Source organism: Pedobacter cryotolerans, assembly GCF_005116475.1.
Lineage (GTDB): Bacteria > Bacteroidota > Bacteroidia > Sphingobacteriales > Sphingobacteriaceae > Pedobacter > Pedobacter cryotolerans.
In genome coordinates, this window is record NZ_SWBO01000010.1 from 96,931 (window position 1) to 115,821 (window position 18,891).

The 18,891-nt window shown below is 36.6% G+C and carries 14 protein-coding genes; 3 read left to right on the forward strand and 11 right to left on the reverse strand.

What is annotated here, in order from left to right:
* Positions 1 to 23: 23 nt before the first annotated feature.
* From FA045_RS15465 to FA045_RS15475, 3 genes are all read right to left on the reverse strand, one after another.
* Positions 24 to 1,178 (reverse strand): Gfo/Idh/MocA family protein, encoded by a 1,155-nt coding sequence (locus FA045_RS15465; protein WP_136877981.1) that lies wholly within the window; start codon positions 1,176 to 1,178, stop codon positions 24 to 26.
* Positions 1,179 to 1,269: 91 nt separating this feature from the next.
* On the reverse strand, positions 1,270 to 2,970 hold the full coding sequence (locus tag FA045_RS15470) for a GMC oxidoreductase (protein WP_205943172.1): 1,701 nt from the start codon (positions 2,968 to 2,970) through the stop codon (positions 1,270 to 1,272).
* An 18-nt stretch (positions 2,971 to 2,988) separates the two neighbouring features.
* On the reverse strand, positions 2,989 to 3,657 hold the full coding sequence (locus FA045_RS15475) for a gluconate 2-dehydrogenase subunit 3 family protein (protein ID WP_136877983.1): 669 nt from the start codon (positions 3,655 to 3,657) through the stop codon (positions 2,989 to 2,991).
* A gap of 242 nt (positions 3,658 to 3,899) precedes the next feature.
* Between FA045_RS15475 and FA045_RS15480 the strand changes: the two genes are divergently transcribed.
* From FA045_RS15480 to FA045_RS18910, 3 genes are all read left to right on the forward strand, one after another.
* The gene (locus FA045_RS15480; protein WP_136877984.1) at positions 3,900 to 4,844 is read left to right on the forward strand and encodes an NAD-dependent epimerase/dehydratase family protein; all 945 of its coding nucleotides are present in this window, start codon (positions 3,900 to 3,902) and stop codon (positions 4,842 to 4,844) included.
* 67 nt (positions 4,845 to 4,911) lie between these two features.
* Complete coding sequence (locus tag FA045_RS15485) at positions 4,912 to 5,640, forward strand: YebC/PmpR family DNA-binding transcriptional regulator (protein ID WP_136877985.1); 729 nt, start codon at positions 4,912 to 4,914, stop codon at positions 5,638 to 5,640.
* Positions 5,641 to 5,831: 191 nt separating this feature from the next.
* On the forward strand, positions 5,832 to 6,065 hold the full coding sequence (locus tag FA045_RS18910) for a hypothetical protein (protein ID WP_205943173.1): 234 nt from the start codon (positions 5,832 to 5,834) through the stop codon (positions 6,063 to 6,065).
* Between the two features lie 29 nt (positions 6,066 to 6,094).
* Here FA045_RS18910 and FA045_RS15490 read toward each other — a convergent pair whose 3' ends face one another.
* From FA045_RS15490 to FA045_RS15525, 8 genes are all read right to left on the reverse strand, one after another.
* Positions 6,095 to 6,871 (reverse strand): carboxylesterase family protein, encoded by a 777-nt coding sequence (locus FA045_RS15490; RefSeq protein ID WP_136877986.1) that lies wholly within the window; start codon positions 6,869 to 6,871, stop codon positions 6,095 to 6,097.
* Between the two features lie 69 nt (positions 6,872 to 6,940).
* On the reverse strand, positions 6,941 to 9,238 hold the full coding sequence (gene bglX / locus FA045_RS15495; protein ID WP_136877987.1) for a beta-glucosidase BglX: 2,298 nt from the start codon (positions 9,236 to 9,238) through the stop codon (positions 6,941 to 6,943).
* Between the two features lie 23 nt (positions 9,239 to 9,261).
* Entirely contained in the window at positions 9,262 to 10,245 is a 984-nt protein-coding gene (locus FA045_RS15500; RefSeq protein ID WP_136877988.1) for a metallophosphoesterase, read from the reverse strand.
* Position 10,246: 1 nt separating this feature from the next.
* Complete coding sequence (locus FA045_RS15505) at positions 10,247 to 11,587, reverse strand: glucoamylase family protein (protein ID WP_136877989.1); 1,341 nt, start codon at positions 11,585 to 11,587, stop codon at positions 10,247 to 10,249.
* Positions 11,588 to 11,599: 12 nt separating this feature from the next.
* Positions 11,600 to 13,264 carry a glucoamylase family protein gene (locus FA045_RS15510; protein WP_136878035.1) on the reverse strand — a complete coding sequence of 555 codons (1,665 nt, stop codon included), beginning with the start codon at positions 13,262 to 13,264 and terminating at the stop codon, positions 11,600 to 11,602.
* 85 nt (positions 13,265 to 13,349) lie between these two features.
* Positions 13,350 to 14,276: a LamG-like jellyroll fold domain-containing protein gene (locus tag FA045_RS15515; protein WP_136877990.1), complete on the reverse strand. Its 927-nt coding sequence runs from the start codon at positions 14,274 to 14,276 to the stop codon at positions 13,350 to 13,352.
* A 19-nt stretch (positions 14,277 to 14,295) separates the two neighbouring features.
* Positions 14,296 to 15,840 carry a RagB/SusD family nutrient uptake outer membrane protein gene (locus FA045_RS15520; protein WP_136877991.1) on the reverse strand — a complete coding sequence of 515 codons (1,545 nt, stop codon included), beginning with the start codon at positions 15,838 to 15,840 and terminating at the stop codon, positions 14,296 to 14,298.
* Between the two features lie 27 nt (positions 15,841 to 15,867).
* Entirely contained in the window at positions 15,868 to 18,885 is a 3,018-nt protein-coding gene (locus tag FA045_RS15525; RefSeq protein WP_136877992.1) for a SusC/RagA family TonB-linked outer membrane protein, read from the reverse strand.
* Positions 18,886 to 18,891: the final 6 nt, after the last annotated feature.

The window sequence follows — 18,891 nt, forward strand, 5'->3', positions numbered from 1 at the left end:
ATCAACCATCAGCTATCATCATTTTAAACAGTAAAATCATACCACTTTTGTTCTGATTTGCTTGAAGCAACTACATTTTCTATAAAAGCCATACCTCTTACACCTTCAGCGGCACCTGGAAAATCCAACATTTCTTCACTAGGAGTTGTTCCATTTTCTTTGGCAGCAATTGTTTGGGCGAAGTTTTTATAGATATTGGCAAATGCTTCTAAATATCCCTCTGGGTGACCAGACGGTGTTCTTGTATTGTATTTTGCGATGTCTGAATTGTAGCCATTACCAGTTCTATAAACTTGCATTGGCTGATCTAGCCATTTTACTAATAACGTGTTCGGCTCCATTTGGTGCCATTCTAAACCTCCTTTTTCGCCGTACACATAAATTTTAATAGCGTTTTCTTCACCCGCTGCAATTTGCGATGCAAAAAGAACACCATTAGCTCCGTTATCGAATTTTAACAAAACATTACCATCATCATCTAACAATCTATTCTCTACAACGATATTTAAATCGGCACAAATTTTTGTGATTTGTAAGCCAGAAATATACTCTGCTAAATGAGCTGCATGAGTACCAACATCGGCCATGCATCCGCTAATGCCACTTTTTGCTGGGTCTGCTCTCCAAGCCGCTTGTTTGTTATCAGCATCTGCTGGAAGACTTAACCAACCCTGCGGATATTCTACCACAACTTTTCTGATCTTGCCAAAAGCACCATCCTTAACCATTTTTTTGGCTTGTTTTACCATCGGATAACCAGAGTAGGTGTGGGTAAGGCAAATCATCAACCCTGTTTCATCAGCTTTGGCTTTTAAAGCTTTAGCTTCTGCTAAGGTTAGGGTTATGGGTTTATCAATTAAAACATGGAAGCCATTTTCTAAAGCCAACATTGCTGGCTCAAAATGTAAATTATTAGGAGTAACAATACTTACAAAATGTATTCTCTCCGATGCGGGAAGTTTACTTTCTGCAGTTATCATTTCAGCATAGCTTGTATATATTCTATTATCGGGAAGAAACAAATCTTTACCAGATTCAATTGCATTTTCTGCATTGCTACTAAAAGCTCCGCAACTCAATTCAATTAATCCATCTAAACTTGCAGCCATCCGGTGTACAGCGCCAATAAACGCTTTTTTGCCACCGCCAACCATTCCCATTCTTATTTTTTGTTTCATATCCCTCCTAAATCCTCCCAAAGGGAGGACTTTGTATAATTTTATATTTTTAGCTCCATAAAGCCCCTCCATTGGAGGGGTTGGGGAGGATTTAAAGGTTTCCTTTTTTCAATTCGCTAACTGCAAAATCTGCTGCTCTTGCTGTTAAAGCCATATAAGTTAATGATGGGTTTTGGCAAGCAGCCGATGGCATACAAGCTCCATCAGTAACAAAAACATTTTTAACTTCATGCATTTGGTTCCATTTATTTAAAACCGATGTTTTAGGATCATGGCCCATTCTGGCTGTGCCCATTTCATGAATTGCCATACCAGGTTCAGACCCATTATCAAATGTTTTTATATCTTTAAGTCCGGCAGCTTCCAACATTTCTGCAGCATCATTCATCATGTCTACACGCATTTTAGCTTCGTTTTCTCCAAATTCACAATCGATAGCTAAAACAGGTTGACCCCATTTATCTTTTTTAGTTTTATCAATATATACATGATTTTTATGGAATGGCAATGTTTCGCCGAAACCACCTAAACCCATATTCCAAGCACCTGGAGTACTCATTATATCTTTAAAATCACCACCAAAATCTAGCTCAGCAATTTCTTTATGCCAACTGCCACGGTTTGCATTACCTTGATAACCGAAACCTCGTAAATAATCACGCTTTTCATTACCTATGTTTCTGTAACGAGGGATGTAAATTCCGTTAGCTCTCTTTCCGTAAACATACTTGTCATCAAAACCTTCGGCTTTGCCATTTGCACCAGCACGGAAATGGTGATCCATTAAGTTGTGCCCTAACTCGCCACTACCGTTACCTAGTCCGTTTGGATGCTCGGCAGATGTTGAGTTTAATAATAAGAATGTAGTGCCAAGTGTAGATCCATTCACAAAAACAATTTTTGCAAAATATTCAATGTTCTCCATGGTTTCAGAATCGATAATTCTTACACCTTTTGCTTTTTGGGTTTCTTTATCGTAAATAATTTCGTTTACTAAAGAGAATGGTCTTAAAGTTAAATTGCCCGTTGCTATCGCGGCTGGCAATGTAGATGATTGTGTGCTGAAATAAGCTCCGAAAGGACAACCTCTGCTGCATAAATTACGGTATTGGCAACTTCCTCTGCCACCATGTTCAACGGTTAAGTTCGCTACACGACCCATTGTCATGATGCGGCTGCGGTTGTATTTTTTCTCAATACGCTCTTTAACTGCTTTTTCTACCACATTCATTTGCATCGGAGGTAAAAACTGCCCATCAGGGAAATGAGGGAAATCTTCATTCATCCCACTTATTCCAGCAAATTTCTCTGCATAATCATACCAAGGAGCAATATCTTTATAACGAATTGGCCAATCTACGCCATGTCCATCCTTTAAATTTTCTTCAAAGTTTAAATCGCTGAAACGGTAGCTTTGGCGTCCCCACATTAAAGATTTTCCACCAACGTGAAAACCACGATACCAATCAAATCTTTTAACTTCGGTGTAAGGGCAATCTAAATCATTAACCCAAAAACTTTCATTGTATTCTTGATAAGGATAATCTCTTTTTTGAACTGGGTGTGTTCTTTTTTGCTCTTCGGTTAATTTACCACGATGCTCAAATTCCCAAGGCTTTTTCATTGCCGTGGTATAATCTTTTATATGTTCAATGTTTCTGCCACGCTCAAGTAACAAAACCTTTAAACCTTTTTCTGTTAATTCTTTTGCTGCCCAACCACCACTAATTCCAGAACCTACAACTATAGCGTCGTAAGTATTTTGTGCAGTTGCTTTTGTATTTAAATTCATTATAAAATGAGATAAGATTTATGCGTAAACTCTTTGACCAGGTTTCATTTTCATATCGCCATCATAGCGACCTGGAATTTCTACAAACTCATAGGCTTGTGTAGCACCAATTTCAGATGTGAAAAAGCCAAGAATGGTTAAGTCTCTTGCTATTGCAAAAAACTGTGGGGCTTTTTTAGGTTTTTCTTTCACCGCCATCGGGTTTCCTGCCTGTTCTTTTTCGGGTTTGGCTCCTTTAGAGTCTTGTTCTAATTTAGCAGCTTTTTCACCGCTACTCTTTTCTTCATCTATAGAAGCCAAAGTATCTTCGCGAAGTTTGGCGACTAATTGTTGGCGTTCTTTTACAGAAATTTCTATAAATGATTTTTTAAATTCTTTTTTAGAACGATCTTCCAAATCATCAAGTCCTTTTACAAATGCTGTTTGTGCATCCTCTGGATAACAATCTTTCATCATCATGGTAATAAAAGGACCAACATTTGCCGCCTTTGCACCAGGAGATTTTGCAGTTGTCGGAATAATGATATCTGCTAGCTCAGTAACTATTTTCTGGTGATTATCGGAAAATAAATTTTCACCATTTTTGCCAGGTTCGTTACAGCTATCAAATAAAGTAGCAATTGTGGTAGCTGATAATGCTCCACCAATTAAAAAGGCCACGCTTTTTACGGCTTCTCTTCTGTCCATATACTTTGGTTAGGTTTTGTGCCATTAAATTAGACAAAAAAACTATACATAAAGAAAAGCCTACTAAATTTATGAGGTGTAAAAGGTACACAATTTAAAAAAGTGCATTTAATGCATAACTAAAAGGATTTAGTAATTGTAAAAATTAGCTTACAAAAGAAATGATGACACCCAAAATTTATTGTGTTTATCTAATAAAAGGTTAATTCCATTTTTTTACCTTTGCAGAATATCCATAATGTATGAGCGAAAAAATTTTAGTTTTAGGATCTAACGGACAAATAGGTACAGAATTAGTTACGGCCTTGCGTAAAGCCTATGGTAATGATAACGTAGTAGCCTGTGATATTAGAAGACCTGACTATGAAACCAAAAATGCTGGTCCATTTGAATTTGTTAACGTTTTAGATAAAGAAATCTTGAAAGAGATTTTTACCAAATATAAACCAAAACAAGTTTATTTATTGGCTGCCTTATTATCTGCAACTGGTGAACAAAACCCAAAATTGGCTTGGGATTTAAATATGAACGGTTTGCTAAATGTGTTAGATTTAGCTTTGGTATTTAAAACCGCAAAGGTTTACTGGCCGAGTTCAATTGCTATTTTTGGTCCAAATTCTCCAAAAGATAATACACCACAATATTGTACAATGGACCCGAATACGGTTTATGGTATTAGTAAAATGGCAGGTGAACGTTGGTGCGAATATTACTATCAAAAATATAATTTAGATGTAAGAAGTATTCGCTACCCTGGTTTAATTAGTTGGAAAGCAGCTCCAGGAGGAGGAACAACTGATTATGCTATTCATATTTTTCATGAAGCCTTAAAAAAAGGAAGTTATGCTTCATTTTTATCGGCAACAACAGAACTGCCGATGATGTACATGGATGATGCGATTAGAGGAACCATAGAATTGATGGATGCACCTGCAGACCAAATTTCTATCAGATCAAGCTATAATTTTGGGGGGGTTAGCTTTACTCCAGAGGTATTAGCAACAGAAATTCGCAGACATATTCCAGATTTTAAATTATCTTACACAGCAAATGATCCTCGTCAAGATATTGCCAACAGTTGGCCAAAATCTATTGATGATAGTTTTGCTAAAAATGATTGGGCATGGAAACCAGAATTTGATTTGGCTAGAATGACTGATGATATGTTGAAAAATTTAAAGAAATAGACGCGTTTGGCGTTAAGCGTTTTGCGTTTCGCTTCCCGCTTATCGCTTAACTCAAAACAATGTAAAAATGGGAAGAGCATTCGAATTTAGAAAAGAAAGAAAATTTAAACGTTGGGCTAAAATGGCCGTTCAGTTTACGCGTATCGGTAAAGATATTGTAATGGCGGTTAAAGATGCTGGGCCTCATCCAGAAACCAACTCACGTTTACGTACAGCTATGCAAAATGCTAAGGCTGTAAACATGCCAAAAGATAGGGTAGAAGCTGCAATTAAGCGTGCTTCAGATAAATCTATGGCCAATTATGAAGAGATTGTTTATGAAGGTTATGCACCTCATGGTGTTGCTGTTTTAATTGAAACTGCTACAGATAATACCAACCGTACCGTTGCAAATGTGCGTAGCTATTTTAACAAAACTGATGGCTCATTGGGTAAAACAGGATCGTTAGATTTTGTATTTAACCGTAAATCTATATTCAGGTTTGTGCCTGCTGAAGATTTAGATTTAGAAGAGTTAGAATTTGAATTAATTGATGCTGGTTTAGAAGAATTATATGTAGAGGCTGATGAGGAAGGAAATGATATCGCGGTAGCGCAAGGAACTTTTGAAAATTTTGGTCCACTGCAAAAAGCATTAGAAGAAAAAGGAATTGAATTAAAAAGTTCAAAATTAGAGCGTATTGCTTTGTCGCATCATGAAGTTACAGAAGAACAAGCATTAGATGTTTTGAAATTGATAGATAAGTTGGAAGAGGATGATGATGTTCAAGCGGTTTATCATAACATGGCTGAGTAAAAATTTGTCATTCAGAGCGAAGCAAAGAATCTGAAATAAAGATTATAGTGGCTTGGAGATATATTCTTCAAGCCTTTTTGTTTTGATAATTTTTGAAGAGCAAAACCTGTGTCAGTCGGTTAATTCAGTCCCGCCATCATTCCAAGTTCTCATTTCTTCGCAGCGGGCGGATCCATTCTGAGCTTTACATTTTGTCGGGTCTATTTTACTTAGGTTTGCCTTTATATGCTAAACCTGACAGCAGCGAGCACGAAGCCGATTTTTCATCGGCAAGTAAAGCGAATGGCAGGGCTTTCGGAACCGATGAAATGCAGGAATTTGCTTTTCAAAAAGCTTTAGAAAGGAGATTGCTTCGTCGGCTGAAAAGCCTTCTCGCAATGACGAATATTAAACGTCATTGCTGTAGAGGAATGAAGCAATCTTAAAGCGAAAGATATTCTTTTGAGTTTGTAACTTACTTCTTGTGGCTAAATAACCAAGGCATTAACTCTGGTTCGGCAAAAGTGCTATCCCAACTGTTATGGTTTGCTTTTGGGTAAATGGTGTATTTGGGCTCATAACCTAACTTTCTTAATTCTCTAAAAACACTATAGGTTAACTGCGGATTTACCACATCATCTAAGCCACCATGAAAAATCCAAAGTGGTACGTTTTTGTATTTTTTAGCATTTGCAGGATTATCGCCGCCACAAATTGAAAATGCTGCAGCAAAAGTTTTTGGTTTACGTCTTAAAATTTCAAAAGTTCCCATGCCACCCATAGATAAGCCTCCAACGTAAATTTGGTTTTGCGCTACAAAAGGTTTTTTGAAAAATTCATCGGTAAACTGTAAAACCAAATTCATTGATTTGGTAGGTTCGCCACCTTTTACAAAATTGAAAAAACGCTTATTACTTACCGTTTCAATTTCTACATTTGCCCAATAACTATCTTCGGCACATTGTGGAAATATAACAATTGACGGGTGGTTTTTACGATAGTTATCAGATAGAAATAGCTTTCCTCCATTTGCTAATTGCTTTTGGTTGTCGTTACCACTCTCGCCTCTGCCATGCAAAAACAAAACCACAGGGTATTGTTTTTTGGCATCAAAATTTTCTGGATATAAAATTCTGTACTTTAAGGTATCAGTACCGAGTACGAAACTTTGCTTTTCATATTTGCTTAAATCTTGCGCAAAGGCTGATGAAATGAGTAAACAAAGCGTGAATATGATTGATATTTTTTTCATTGTTTTGAGATTTGAGACATTAGATGTGAGATTTGAGACCTTCCGCCTTCCAACCCTCAACCTTTTGCCTTATTTAACCAATTTAAAATCTACCTCCTTAACATCTCTAACATTTGGACCAACAAAAACTTTAAAATCACCAGCTTCGGCAACAAACTTTAAATCGCTATTAAAGAATTTTAAATCTTCTTCCGTAATGTTAAAAGTAACCACTTTGCTTTCGCCAGGTTGTAAACTAATTTTTTGGAAACCTTTTAATTCTTTAACCGGTCTTGTGCTAGTTCCAACCAAGTCACGAGTATATAATTGAACAATTTCTTCGCCGGCAACTTTACCCGTATTGGTAATAGTTACATAAGCAGTTAATTTTTGTTCAGGTTTTAAAGTGTTACTGCTTAATTTAAAGTTGCTGTAATCAAATGTAGTATAGCTTAAGCCATAACCGAAAGGATATAAAGGTTCGTTGCTCACATCTAAATAATTAGAGCGGAAACGGAAAAACCATTTCTCATCTGCCAACGGGCGACCAGTATTTTTATGGCTGTAATACAATGGCACTTGACCAACATTTTGAGGAAAAGTAACCGTTAATTTTCCAGAAGGATTTGCATCACCAAATAAAACATCGCCTATGGCTTTTGCAGCTTCAACACCGCCAAACCAAACGTTTAAAATTGCTGGTACGTTTTCACTTTCCCATTTTAAAGTCATGGGGCGACCAGCAAATAATACCAAAACTACAGGTTTGCCAGTTTTAAGTAAGGCTGCTAATAATTTTTTCTGCGTTTCTGGAATACCGATATCAGTTCTGCTAGAGCTTTCCCCACTCATTTCAGAAGCTTCGCCCAAGGCAGCCACAATTACATCAGCTTTATTAGCAGTTTTTACCGCTTCTTCAATTATTTCTTCTTCAGAACGGTTATCTCTAGGAATATCTCTACCGTGTGCAGTAGCATAAGTTTGTTGGTTTGCATCAGCAATTAAATTTGAGCCTAATGCATGAATAATTTTTACATTTTTACCAGCAACCTCAGTTAAACCTTGTAAAAGTGTTGGTATTTTAGACATATCAGCGTTTACGCTCCAAGTACCAGGCATATTACTAGCTGTATTTGCCAAAGGGCCAATTAGAGCAATTGTTCCAGATCTTTTTAAAGGTAAAGTTTGGTTATCATTTTTTAATAATACGAAAGTTTTAGCTGCGGTTTCTCTGGCAAATTTTAAGTTTTCAGGCGTTAAGATTTCGTTTTTAGCACGTTCTTCGCTGCAGTACCTAAAAGGATCATCAAACAAACCTAATTTGTATTTAGCTTCCAAAATTAAACGGCAAGCATTGTCTATTTGTGTAATTGCTACTTTACCTTCTTTAACAGATTGTTTTAAAGTAGTTAAATACCCTTCGCTTACCATATCCATATCTGTACCAGCTTTAAGCGATAGGGCCGAAACGGTTTTTAAATCGCCTAAACCATGGTTTATCAATTCGCTAACACCAGTATAATCTGAAGCTACAAAACCTTTAAAGCCCCATTGTTTACGTAAAACATCAGTTAATAACCATTTATTAGCTGTTGCAGGCACGCCGTTAATGTCGTTAAAAGAAACCATGATACTACCAGCGCCTGCATCTAAAGCAGCTTTGTAAGGAGGCAAATATTCATTATACATTCTATCTAAACTCATATCGGTAGTGTTGTAATCTCTACCAGCTTCTGAGGCTCCGTATAAAGCAAAGTGTTTTACGCAAGCCATAAGTGTATTATTTGCAGCTAAATCATTGCCTTGGTAGCCTCTTACCATTACTTTAGCAATTTGAGAACCCAAATAAGTATCTTCTCCACTTCCTTCTGCAATTCTTCCCCAACGGGCATCACGAGCAATATCTACCATAGGTGAGAAAGTCCAGTTTAAGCCATCGGCACTTGCTTCTTGTGCTGCAACACGGGCAGTTTTTTCTATTAAGGGCAAATCCCAACTTGCAGCTAAAGCTAAAGGAATTGGAAAAGTAGTTTTATAACCGTGTATCACATCCTGACCAAAAATTAAAGGAATTTTCAATCTACTTTTCATGGCAATTTCTTGCGTTTTGCGAATTTTAGCCGGGGTTGTCATGCTAAAAATGCCACCAACGTTACCTTTTGCAATTTTCGATTCAATAGCTGTACTCACTGCAGAGCCAGTATTAGCTTCGCCACCAGTAACTAAATTTAACTGTCCTATTTTTTCATCAATTGTCATTTTAGACATTAAAGAATTGATGAATGTGTTCATTTTTTGCTGTGCAGGATTTACTGCTTTCTTTTGTTGGGCAAAACCAGTGTTAAATGTAAATGCGGCAATTACGAGTAGGAAATTAATTTTTTTCATTTGTATGTATTTTATTCGATATTCTATTTTTTGCTTGAGCTAAAATTCACCTGTTCGAAGTCGAAATTATGCTCTTTTTCTAATTTATATTCATTTAAATACGGTGAGTAAGTTTTAATATTAACCGTATTCTTTTTAAAGTTAAGATAGATAATCCTTAAAAAACCATTGCCACCTTTTACAGATCCCTTAACACCTTCTTGGTAATTGGCTAACATTTGGTAAACTGGAAGTCCGGCATCATTTGTACTGGTAAGTGTACCAACGCCACCGTTTAAAATGTGTCCAGAAAATACAAAACGTACATTAGCATTTTTACGAATAAGCTTCTCCCAAATTTGCTCGCCATCATTTACCGCTTTTTCGCCAGTGTCTTTACCAACACCATAAGCTTGTGGTCTCCAATTATCACCTTCGCCAATTCGGGTATTATCGCTGTACATGTAAGCATGTGTATTTACAATTGCTAACCTGTCTGGGTGTTTTGCTAATATTTCATTTGCCCAGGTTAAAACTTCATTCCTCGGGCCAAACTCTAAGGTGATAGCTATCCATTTTACTTTTCCGGTGTTTAACAGAAAATAGGCATTGTCAAGTTTTTGAGGTTCAAATGTTCCGCCGAAATAGCTTTGTTTAGCAAAATCTGCAAAGGGGAAATAGGTGTTAAAAATTGTACTGTTCCTAACATCAGCAAATTTACCTACTGCACTACCCATATCGTGATTACCAACGGCCAAAACATAAGGAACCTTATTGTCTATTTTAGAAAAATTATCTTTTACAACTTGCCATTCTTTATCGTTGTTATTTTGCGTTAAATCTCCCTGTTGCAAAACAAAGTTGATGTTTTTTGCATTACTGGCCACCCAATTAAGCTGCGATTCCATTATTTCTGGATACTTTTCTGCATAAGTTTGGGTGTCTGGTAATAACACAATTCTCGCTTTTTGGCTACAAGAAGCAAGTATCAAACTAAACAAAAAGATGAAATATATTTTTCTATCCATTTTATATTTTCGGACTTTCGAAACCTAATTTTTTTAAACCTGTTTTAATTTCTGGAGCACTCATAAATAAGTTCCAAAGTAAACCAGTTCTGCCATTTTCAATCATTACCACAATTGGACCTTGATCTATACCAATGTAACGTTTAGGGTACCAGTTAGCAGTTTCGCTATAAGCATCATAAAATCCAAATTCTCCCCAAACTTTGTCGCCCATATTTTCATATAAGTGTCTAATCATTTGCATGCTTTCTTTAGGTGCATAAGGATAAGATGATAAAGCAGCAGTTGGGCTAATTACACCTTTATCTTCTCCTTCTGATGGCATGTGTGCAGCATATCCTTTTACCGAATAACTTGCAGTTAAACCCCAAGAGTTTGCTCCATAACCTTTAAAGCCTTTCGGATTTGCGATTGCGTAATCGTAATTAATTAAAGTATGGCTTTTGTTCTCTTCCCAATAATCCGCATACTTATCTTTTAATCCCTTTGGATTTAAGCCTAAGTACGAATAGTGTGCCCAAAAAAGAGGGCCAACGTTTTGTCCAACTACATTATGTTTTAACTTAACCGGATGACCATACATAGAAAAGCTGGTATTTATTGCCCCACTTTTAGCCCAACCTTGATGGTAAACGGCTGCAGGTACGCCATGGGTAGGAGAGCAAGCCGCCATAACGTAAGTAATTAAACATTCGTTGTAACCGGTAATGGCAAAATTCATTTTCCAGCCAGTGTTCGGCGACCAGTGCCAGTACAAAACATTTTGATTATTTTGGCGGAAGAAGTTCCATTCTATTCCTTTCCAAAGTTCATCCGCTTTGCGGGCTAATTCTTTTTCTTCGGCATTGCCATTTGCATAATATTGACGCACACAAACCAAAGCTTGAGCTAAGAATGAAGTTTCTACCAAATCACCAGCATCATCATTTTTACCAAATGCTTTTGCTTTTCCAGAGGGATGCATCCAATGCGCCCAAACACCATGAAATCGATCAGCTTTTGCTAAAAAATCTAATCCTTTTTTAAGGTGATCGTATCCTTGCTTTTTAGTAATAAATTTACGTTCGATGGCAACAATAGTTCCCATTATGCCAAAACCACTAGCTCCTGTTGCAATGATATCTTTATCATTAGAAGGATAAATATTGTCACTGTGGTAACGCTCTCTGGAAAGTCCAGAAATAGGTTCTGCACCCTCATAAAAGTACTTGTAAGTTTGTTTTTGAACTAAGGTTAGTAATTGATCATCTGTTAATTTTTTTTGAGATGCTACATTAGTTTTTTGTTGTGTACCGCAGCTACTTAGAATAACGAAAAGGGAGATTGTATATAAAAATTTCATTGGTGTGTTGTGTTATAGGTTTGGACTCGTGAAGCCTAAATTTTTCATTCCTGTTTTAACTTCAGGAGCACTCATAAAAAGATTCCATAATAATTTACTACGATGATTTTCTATCATTATGATAATTGGTCCTTGATCAATTGCTAAATGAGAACTTGCAAACCATGGTTCGTTCAACGCAAATGCATCAACAAAACCATATTCTTTCCAAATTTTATCACCTAATTTATAATAAAAAAACTTTAGTGCTTGCATTGATTCGGTAGGTGTATACGGAAAAGAAGATAATGCAGCAGTAGGCGAAATTACTCCTCTGTCATTTGTTGGAGAATTTGCACCATATCCGTTAGGAATATCACTTGCAGTTAAACCCCAACAATCGGCACTATAGCCTGTATGTTTTGCGGGGTTTGCTACACAATAATTATAATTGATTAAAGTATGTGCTTTTGTTTGAGTTTCGTAATTAGCATACGCATCAACCAATCCATTAGGATTAATACCTAAAAATGAATAGTGCTCTAAAAACAATGGGCCACCATTGGCAGTACCTAAAGGCAGTTGAACGCCATAATAAGTGTTTCCATTTCTCATCGCTCCATTTCTAGCCCAACCTTGGTCGTATACTGATTTAGGGATAGAAGAAGTAGGAGAAGAAGCTGCCATTACGTAAGTTATTAAACATTCATTCCATCCTTGTACAGGTAAATTCATTTCCCAAGCATTTGTTGGGCTCCAATGCCAGTATAAAGTGTTGCTGTTGTCTTTTCTAAACCAAGCCCATTCTACACCATTATAAATCGCATTAATATCAGCTCTTAAAGTCGTTTCAGCCGCATCATTGCCAGCAAAATACTGCCTTGCAGTAATTAATCCTGACATTAAAAAAGAAGTTTCGACCAAATCTGCACCATTATCTTTTGCACTAAAAGGAAGAGTTGCACCTGTATTTCCGTCCATCCAATGCGAATAAGCCCCATGATGTCTGGTTGCTTTGTTTTTTAAGAAATCTACAATTTTTTGTAATCGGGCTAAGCCTTCTGCTTTGGTAATAAAGCCACGGTGTATGCCTGTGATAATTGCCATGACCCCAAATCCAGAACCACCAGAGGTTACAGTATTGCCAGAGGTATTTCTTTCTCTAGCCATTCCGCTAACGGGATGTGCAAAATCCCAAAAATATTTAAATGTTTGTTTTTGAACGAGTGTTAAAAGTTCTTCATCAGTTATTCGTGGGAATTTATCAGTATCATTTAATCCACTTATTAGATTAATGTTAACAGGGTTGATTAATCTTCCGCCAGTTGATGATTTTAAATTATTATTAATAGCAAGCGTATAACTTGTAAATGAGTTCAGGTCTAATTGTGGAGTAATATTTAAAGTTTTATCTCCATTTGAAAGTGTTGCAGTAGTAGTGATATTATTTCCAGATGCATCTGTTAAAAGGATGCCAGTTGTTATAGTTGCAGGATTAATTGCTTCGGTAAAATTAAATTTGATGACAGGTTTTAGATTTAGACCTGTATATTTCAAGGTGCCATTGTTGGCATCGTTTACAGTAAACGAGAGAGAAGTGTCAGTACTTTTTGTGGTTTCTGTTGTATTCTTTTTACAAGCAGTTACAAAAAAAAAGGAGAGGGCTATTGAAAATATGGTAAAGGTTCTGCAGCTCATTTTCATAAGAGTTGTGTTTTTCACCCCTAAATAGGGGTGATGAAGAAAAGAAAGCACAGTGCCACAAGGACACTGTGCTTAAGAATTATTTGCCTGCTAAACCAAGGTTATAAAGGGCTTTAATGTTTGCATCAGGTAAATCAATGTTGTAAACTCTTAACTCATCAATTTTACCAGTCATGGCTGCAAAACTAACATCTGTATTAACTGTTTTACCAGGAATAGTATTGTAGTTACCGCCGATAATAATTTCTCCTGGCTCGTAAGCTTTAAATAAATTATTACCTGTACCTCTGCTCGGGAATGCACCAGCTTTAACACCGTTAATCCAAATATGGAAGAAACCAGTTGTACCGTTATAAGTAAGCAAAAGATGTATCCATTTGTTGGCCTCTAATTTTGGTGTAATGTAAGGAACATAGTTAGGCATACCAGGGCTATCTCTTTGTGTATTGATATTGTCTTGAGTACCACCACCAATTGTAGTAAAAGTTGGTTGTACTTTAAGGTTATCAAAGTTTGTAGCAGGATAAGATTGCGTATTTAAAGCGAAGTTAATACTTCCATTAAAAATACCTGGTCTAGCCAATTGAAAAATCATAGTACGTTTAGAGCCATTGTTTAAAACTTGTACCCACTCGCTAATGGTAAAACTTTTTAAAGCATCGGTTTTAAATGCATTTAACTGTGTGCCGAAGTAAAGGTAACCGCCAGTTAATGATAATGCTTGACCTTTTACGCCGCCAGCAACTAATGCATCATTTGCGGTAGATGTTGGTGCAGTATTACTTTTGGTTTCATTCTTATTTGCATCAAAGTTCCAATAAGCTACCAAGTTGTTTGGATAAATTTCATCAGAGCTAGTATAGCCATCAATTTTACCTTCGTATGTAGCTGAAGATACATCTGGTAAATTGTTAGGGTTACCATCTTTTTTACAAGACGATAATACCGTAGCTGATAGTGAAAGAGCCACAACACAGCTATTAATATATAATTTTGATAATTTCATTTTCTTGTTACATTAAAGATTAATAACCAGGATTTTGCGTTAAAACGCCTTTACTCAAATCAATTTGTTGCTGAGGAATAGGCAAAAGATTATCACGAGAAGCAATAAAATTCGTTTTACCTGCATCTTGCATTACTTGTTGAGAAATTCCCCATCTTACAATATCAAAGAAACGCTCGTGTTCCATAGCTAATTCTACTCTTCTTTCTTGACGGATTGCGGTACGCAAAACAGCTTGATCTGTTGTAGTTAAATTTGGTAGAGTACCACCTGGTGCGCCAATTCTGGCTCTAGCTCTTACGCTATTTACAGCAGCTAGTGCATTAGCAATGTTTGCAGCACCTCCAACTTCATTTGCAGCCTCGGCATACATTAATACTACATCCGCATAACGAAGAATTCTCACATTCATCCACCAACTTCCACGAGTATTATACCTAGCTATAAATGAAGGATTTGCTAATACTTTATGGTTGTATTTAGGGTTTGGAACTTCTGTAGGAAATAAAGGAGCAGTTTGTCCGTAATAAGTTTGGCGTGGAGCGCCAGCTTGACTTGAATATAAAATTGTTCTGTTTTTTCGTGGATCATTAGCCTCGTAAGCAGCTTCTAACTGAGCACTTGGCATATTCCAACCCCAACCTCTATTCCATTCTACTGTATTGCCACGAGTACCTTGGATATTGGCATACTGAATACCGTTTGCAGTTGGAACTTGGGCACTAGCCGTACCTTGAATTTCGAATACAGATTCTTTACTATTCTCGCCTGCTTCTGTAAAAATTACGCCATAATTTACAGATAAATCATATTGACTAGATGTCATTACCATATTGGCTGTTGCCATTGCCATTGCCCATTTTTGTTGGTACAAATAAACTTTTGCTAACATACCATTTGCGGCACCTTTTGTAGATCTACCTGAATATTTGCTTTCCCAATTCAATGGTAAATTTGCTGCAGCAAATTTCAAGTCTTCTTCTATAAATGCATAGATTTCTGACGCGGAACTTTGTGGTACATTTGCTGTGGCAGCTAATGGTTTATCAATTTTAGGCACTCTACCATAAGCTCTTACTAAAAAGAAATAAGAATAAGCACGCAAGAATCTAGCTTCTGCTTCTGCTTGTAGTTTAGCCTCTGGTGTGGCAACAATAGCTGTGTTGTTTTGAACTTGATCGATAATATCATTGCATCTCACAATCATTACAAAATATTCTGTCCATAAGGTGTTCACTCTGCCATTGCTTAAAACAGGGAAATTATCCATTGCAATTACATCAGCACCGCCATCTGTAGGTGTGCTACCTTTGTCTGCATCATCACTACGAATGCTCGAAGCCACCATAAAACCATCTGAAACAAAATTGTAAGCTCTTAATGCATCATATGCAGAGAATAAAAATGTATCATAAGGTGTTCCGCCTTGAGGGTAAGGATAGTTTTCTGTAGTGTAAACTCCTTGACGCTCAGTATCTAAAAAGCTTTTGCAGCCAGAATTGATAGAAATTAAACTGGCGGCAGTAATTGCCATACAGATATTTCTTTTATTAAATATTTTCATCTTATTAAATATTAAATGTTTTTAAAATTAAAAAGTAACGTTTAACCCGAATGAGTAAACTGCTGGTATAGGATAAACACCATTATCTGCACCACCACCTAAAATACTTCCAATTTGTGCCTCAGGAGTGTAACCAGTTGCTTGGCTCCATGTTTGGATATTCTGACCACTTAAATACAATCTTAATTTTTGTATACCTGCTTTTGCCAGCATATTTGCGCCAAAAGTGTAACCTAATTGTACGGTACGTAACCTAAAATAATCACCAGGCTCTAAATAATGTGAACTGAATAGGTAATTGTTTCCTCGCGTATTATCTAAAATTGGTTCAACATTTGAAGTTCCTGGGGCAGTCCATGCGTTTAATCTGTTGGCTTCATAATTTAATGTAGCGAAATTTTGCGTTCTACGTTGGGTATAAATTTGGTTCCCAGCTACACCTTGTCCTTCGATCAAAGCATCAAATCCTTTATAACCTAAAGACAAACTCATGCCATAGCTATAAGGAGGGAATGGAGTACCTAAATAAGTCCTATCCAAAGGAGAGATTATTCCGTCACCATTGGTGTCTTCATAAGAAATATCTCCAGGTAATGAATTGCTAAATTTCGGTGTCTTATCTAAATCTGCTGTAGATTGATAAATACCTGTTTGTCTGTAGCCATAGAAATAGCCGATTGATTGACCGGTATTGGTTAAATTTACACCACCATTTCCGATAATTTGGAAATCAATTGTATTGCCAATTGATATTACACGATTTTTATTGTAGCTAAAATTTCCAGAAACATTAAAGGTTAAATCTTTCCCAATTTTATCCGTCCAGCCCATACTCACCTCAATACCTTTATTGTTTACTTCACCTAAGTTGGTAAAAAATGCAGGTTGACCAGCTTGTATAGGGTAACTAGTTAATAATCCATCAGTTTTTTTTGTGTATAAGTTTATTTCTGCATTATATCGACTGTCAAATGCACGAATATCAAGACCAACATCAACACCTTGAATAATTTCAAAGCGTAAATTTGGATCTGGAAAAAATTCAGGGCCTACTGCTGTAAAAATGTTCTCTCCAAAAATAGCATCTCTACCATTTGCAAGTAAAACTTGGTATCGATTGTCAGCAACGCCATTCGAATTTCCTAATCTTCCGAATGAAGCACGAAGTTTCAAGAAGTTAATTGCTTTAATGTTGTCTTTAAAGAAATCTTCTTCACTTGCAACCCAACCTAAACCAACACTACCAAAAGTACCCCATCTATTTTGAGGTGCAAATCTCGAACTACCATCTCTACGGATAGTTCCGTTGAATAAATACCTGTCTTTGTAGGTATAACTTAATCTACCAAAAACACCAGCATTGGTTTGTTCATTACCGCCCCCTCCATTGGTTAAAATATTGTTAGCATTAATTACGCCCAAATACCATAAATCTGGATTATCTGGTACAACTAAAGTACTATCTGTGCGAGAGCCACTAATGTTTGAACCAGCAAAACGCAATGATGTAAAACCAACCATTGCAGTAACTCTATGGTCATTTGCTATTGTTTTTTCATATGTAACAGTGTGGTCTTGCTGATATCTGTGTGACTCTGATTGACCTTGACTCACCGTAGAACGGAATTGGTTATCTATGACAGTAGTTGTTGGACCACCATTTTCTCCTACGTTAATAAACGAGAAAGGAGGTCTTGTAAATCCTCTACTGTAATCATAACCATATCGAGCATAGAATGTAGATCTAGCAGTAAAGTTTTTCAAGAATTTTAATTCTGCAAATACACTTCCATTAAAGCTCAGTCCTTTATTAATTGAGTTGTTTCTATTTCTTTCCATTGGAGCAATTGGATTACCTACCTGTGCTCTTTGAAAAGATGGCATTGCATAATAGGTATATGCATCTGTTTGAACAGGTACAATTGGTGCAGCCCAAATCGCATTGTTTAAACCAGCTGTAGCGCCTTGATTGATGTCATGAAAACCTGTAATATCTGCGCCAACTTTAAATTTGTCAGTAACTCTTATCTCTTCACTTAACCTTAAAATAAACTTCTGATATTGGTTATATTTTAAAACACCCTCTTGGTTATTATATGCCAAGTTTATTAAAGTAGATGTTTTTTCACCAGTATTTGAGAAGGTTAAACTATTGGTATTGATGATAGCGGTTTGCAAAATTAGATCTTGCCAATCTGTATTACCATTGTAATTGCTAAAATCAAATGGAGCAGCACCGATATTTGCCAACTGAGTTGAATAAAGTTTCTTAAACCCTTCTGCATCAGTCACGTCGATCCTGTCAATTACTTTTTGGATACCAACATTACTAGTGAAGTTGATACGCGTTTGGCCTTTAGCGGCCCTCTTTGTTGTAATTGCAATTACACCATTGGCACCTCTTAAACCATAAATTGCAGATGATGATGCATCTCTTAATAAATCAATAGATTCAATGTCTGCTGGGTTTAAATAATCAATGTTGTCTTGAATAAATCCATCTACAACATATAAAGGTGTAGCGTTATTTGTACTTGCTATACCACGAATACGAATAACTGGTTGTGAGCCAGCACCGCCTGAGTTGACAACTGTTAAACCTGCAACTTTACCTTGCAATGAAGCCAATGGGCTTACTGCCGGCATTTTTGCAAGATCTTCTCCGCTAACGCTAGATATAGCGCCAGTAACGTCTTTTCGCTTTTGCGTACCATAACCTACTACCACCACCTGCTCTAAATCTTGAGTTGATGTAGCCATTGAAACATTAATAGTTGTTTGGTTTTTAACTTCAATTTCTCTTGCCGAGAAACCTATTGAAGAGAAAACTAAAATTGAATTTGCTGGGACACTTAACGAGTAATCCCCGTCAGGATTTGTTACCGTAGCATTCGTTGTTCCTTTTACTGTAACACCAACACCAGGGATAGGTAGCTTGCCATCGGTTACCTTACCCTTAACTGTAACATTTTGGGCATAGGCAACGTTTAATAAAAGCAAACAAAGTGTGGTTAGAACAGAAAATTTTGTAAAGATTTTTTTCATACTGTT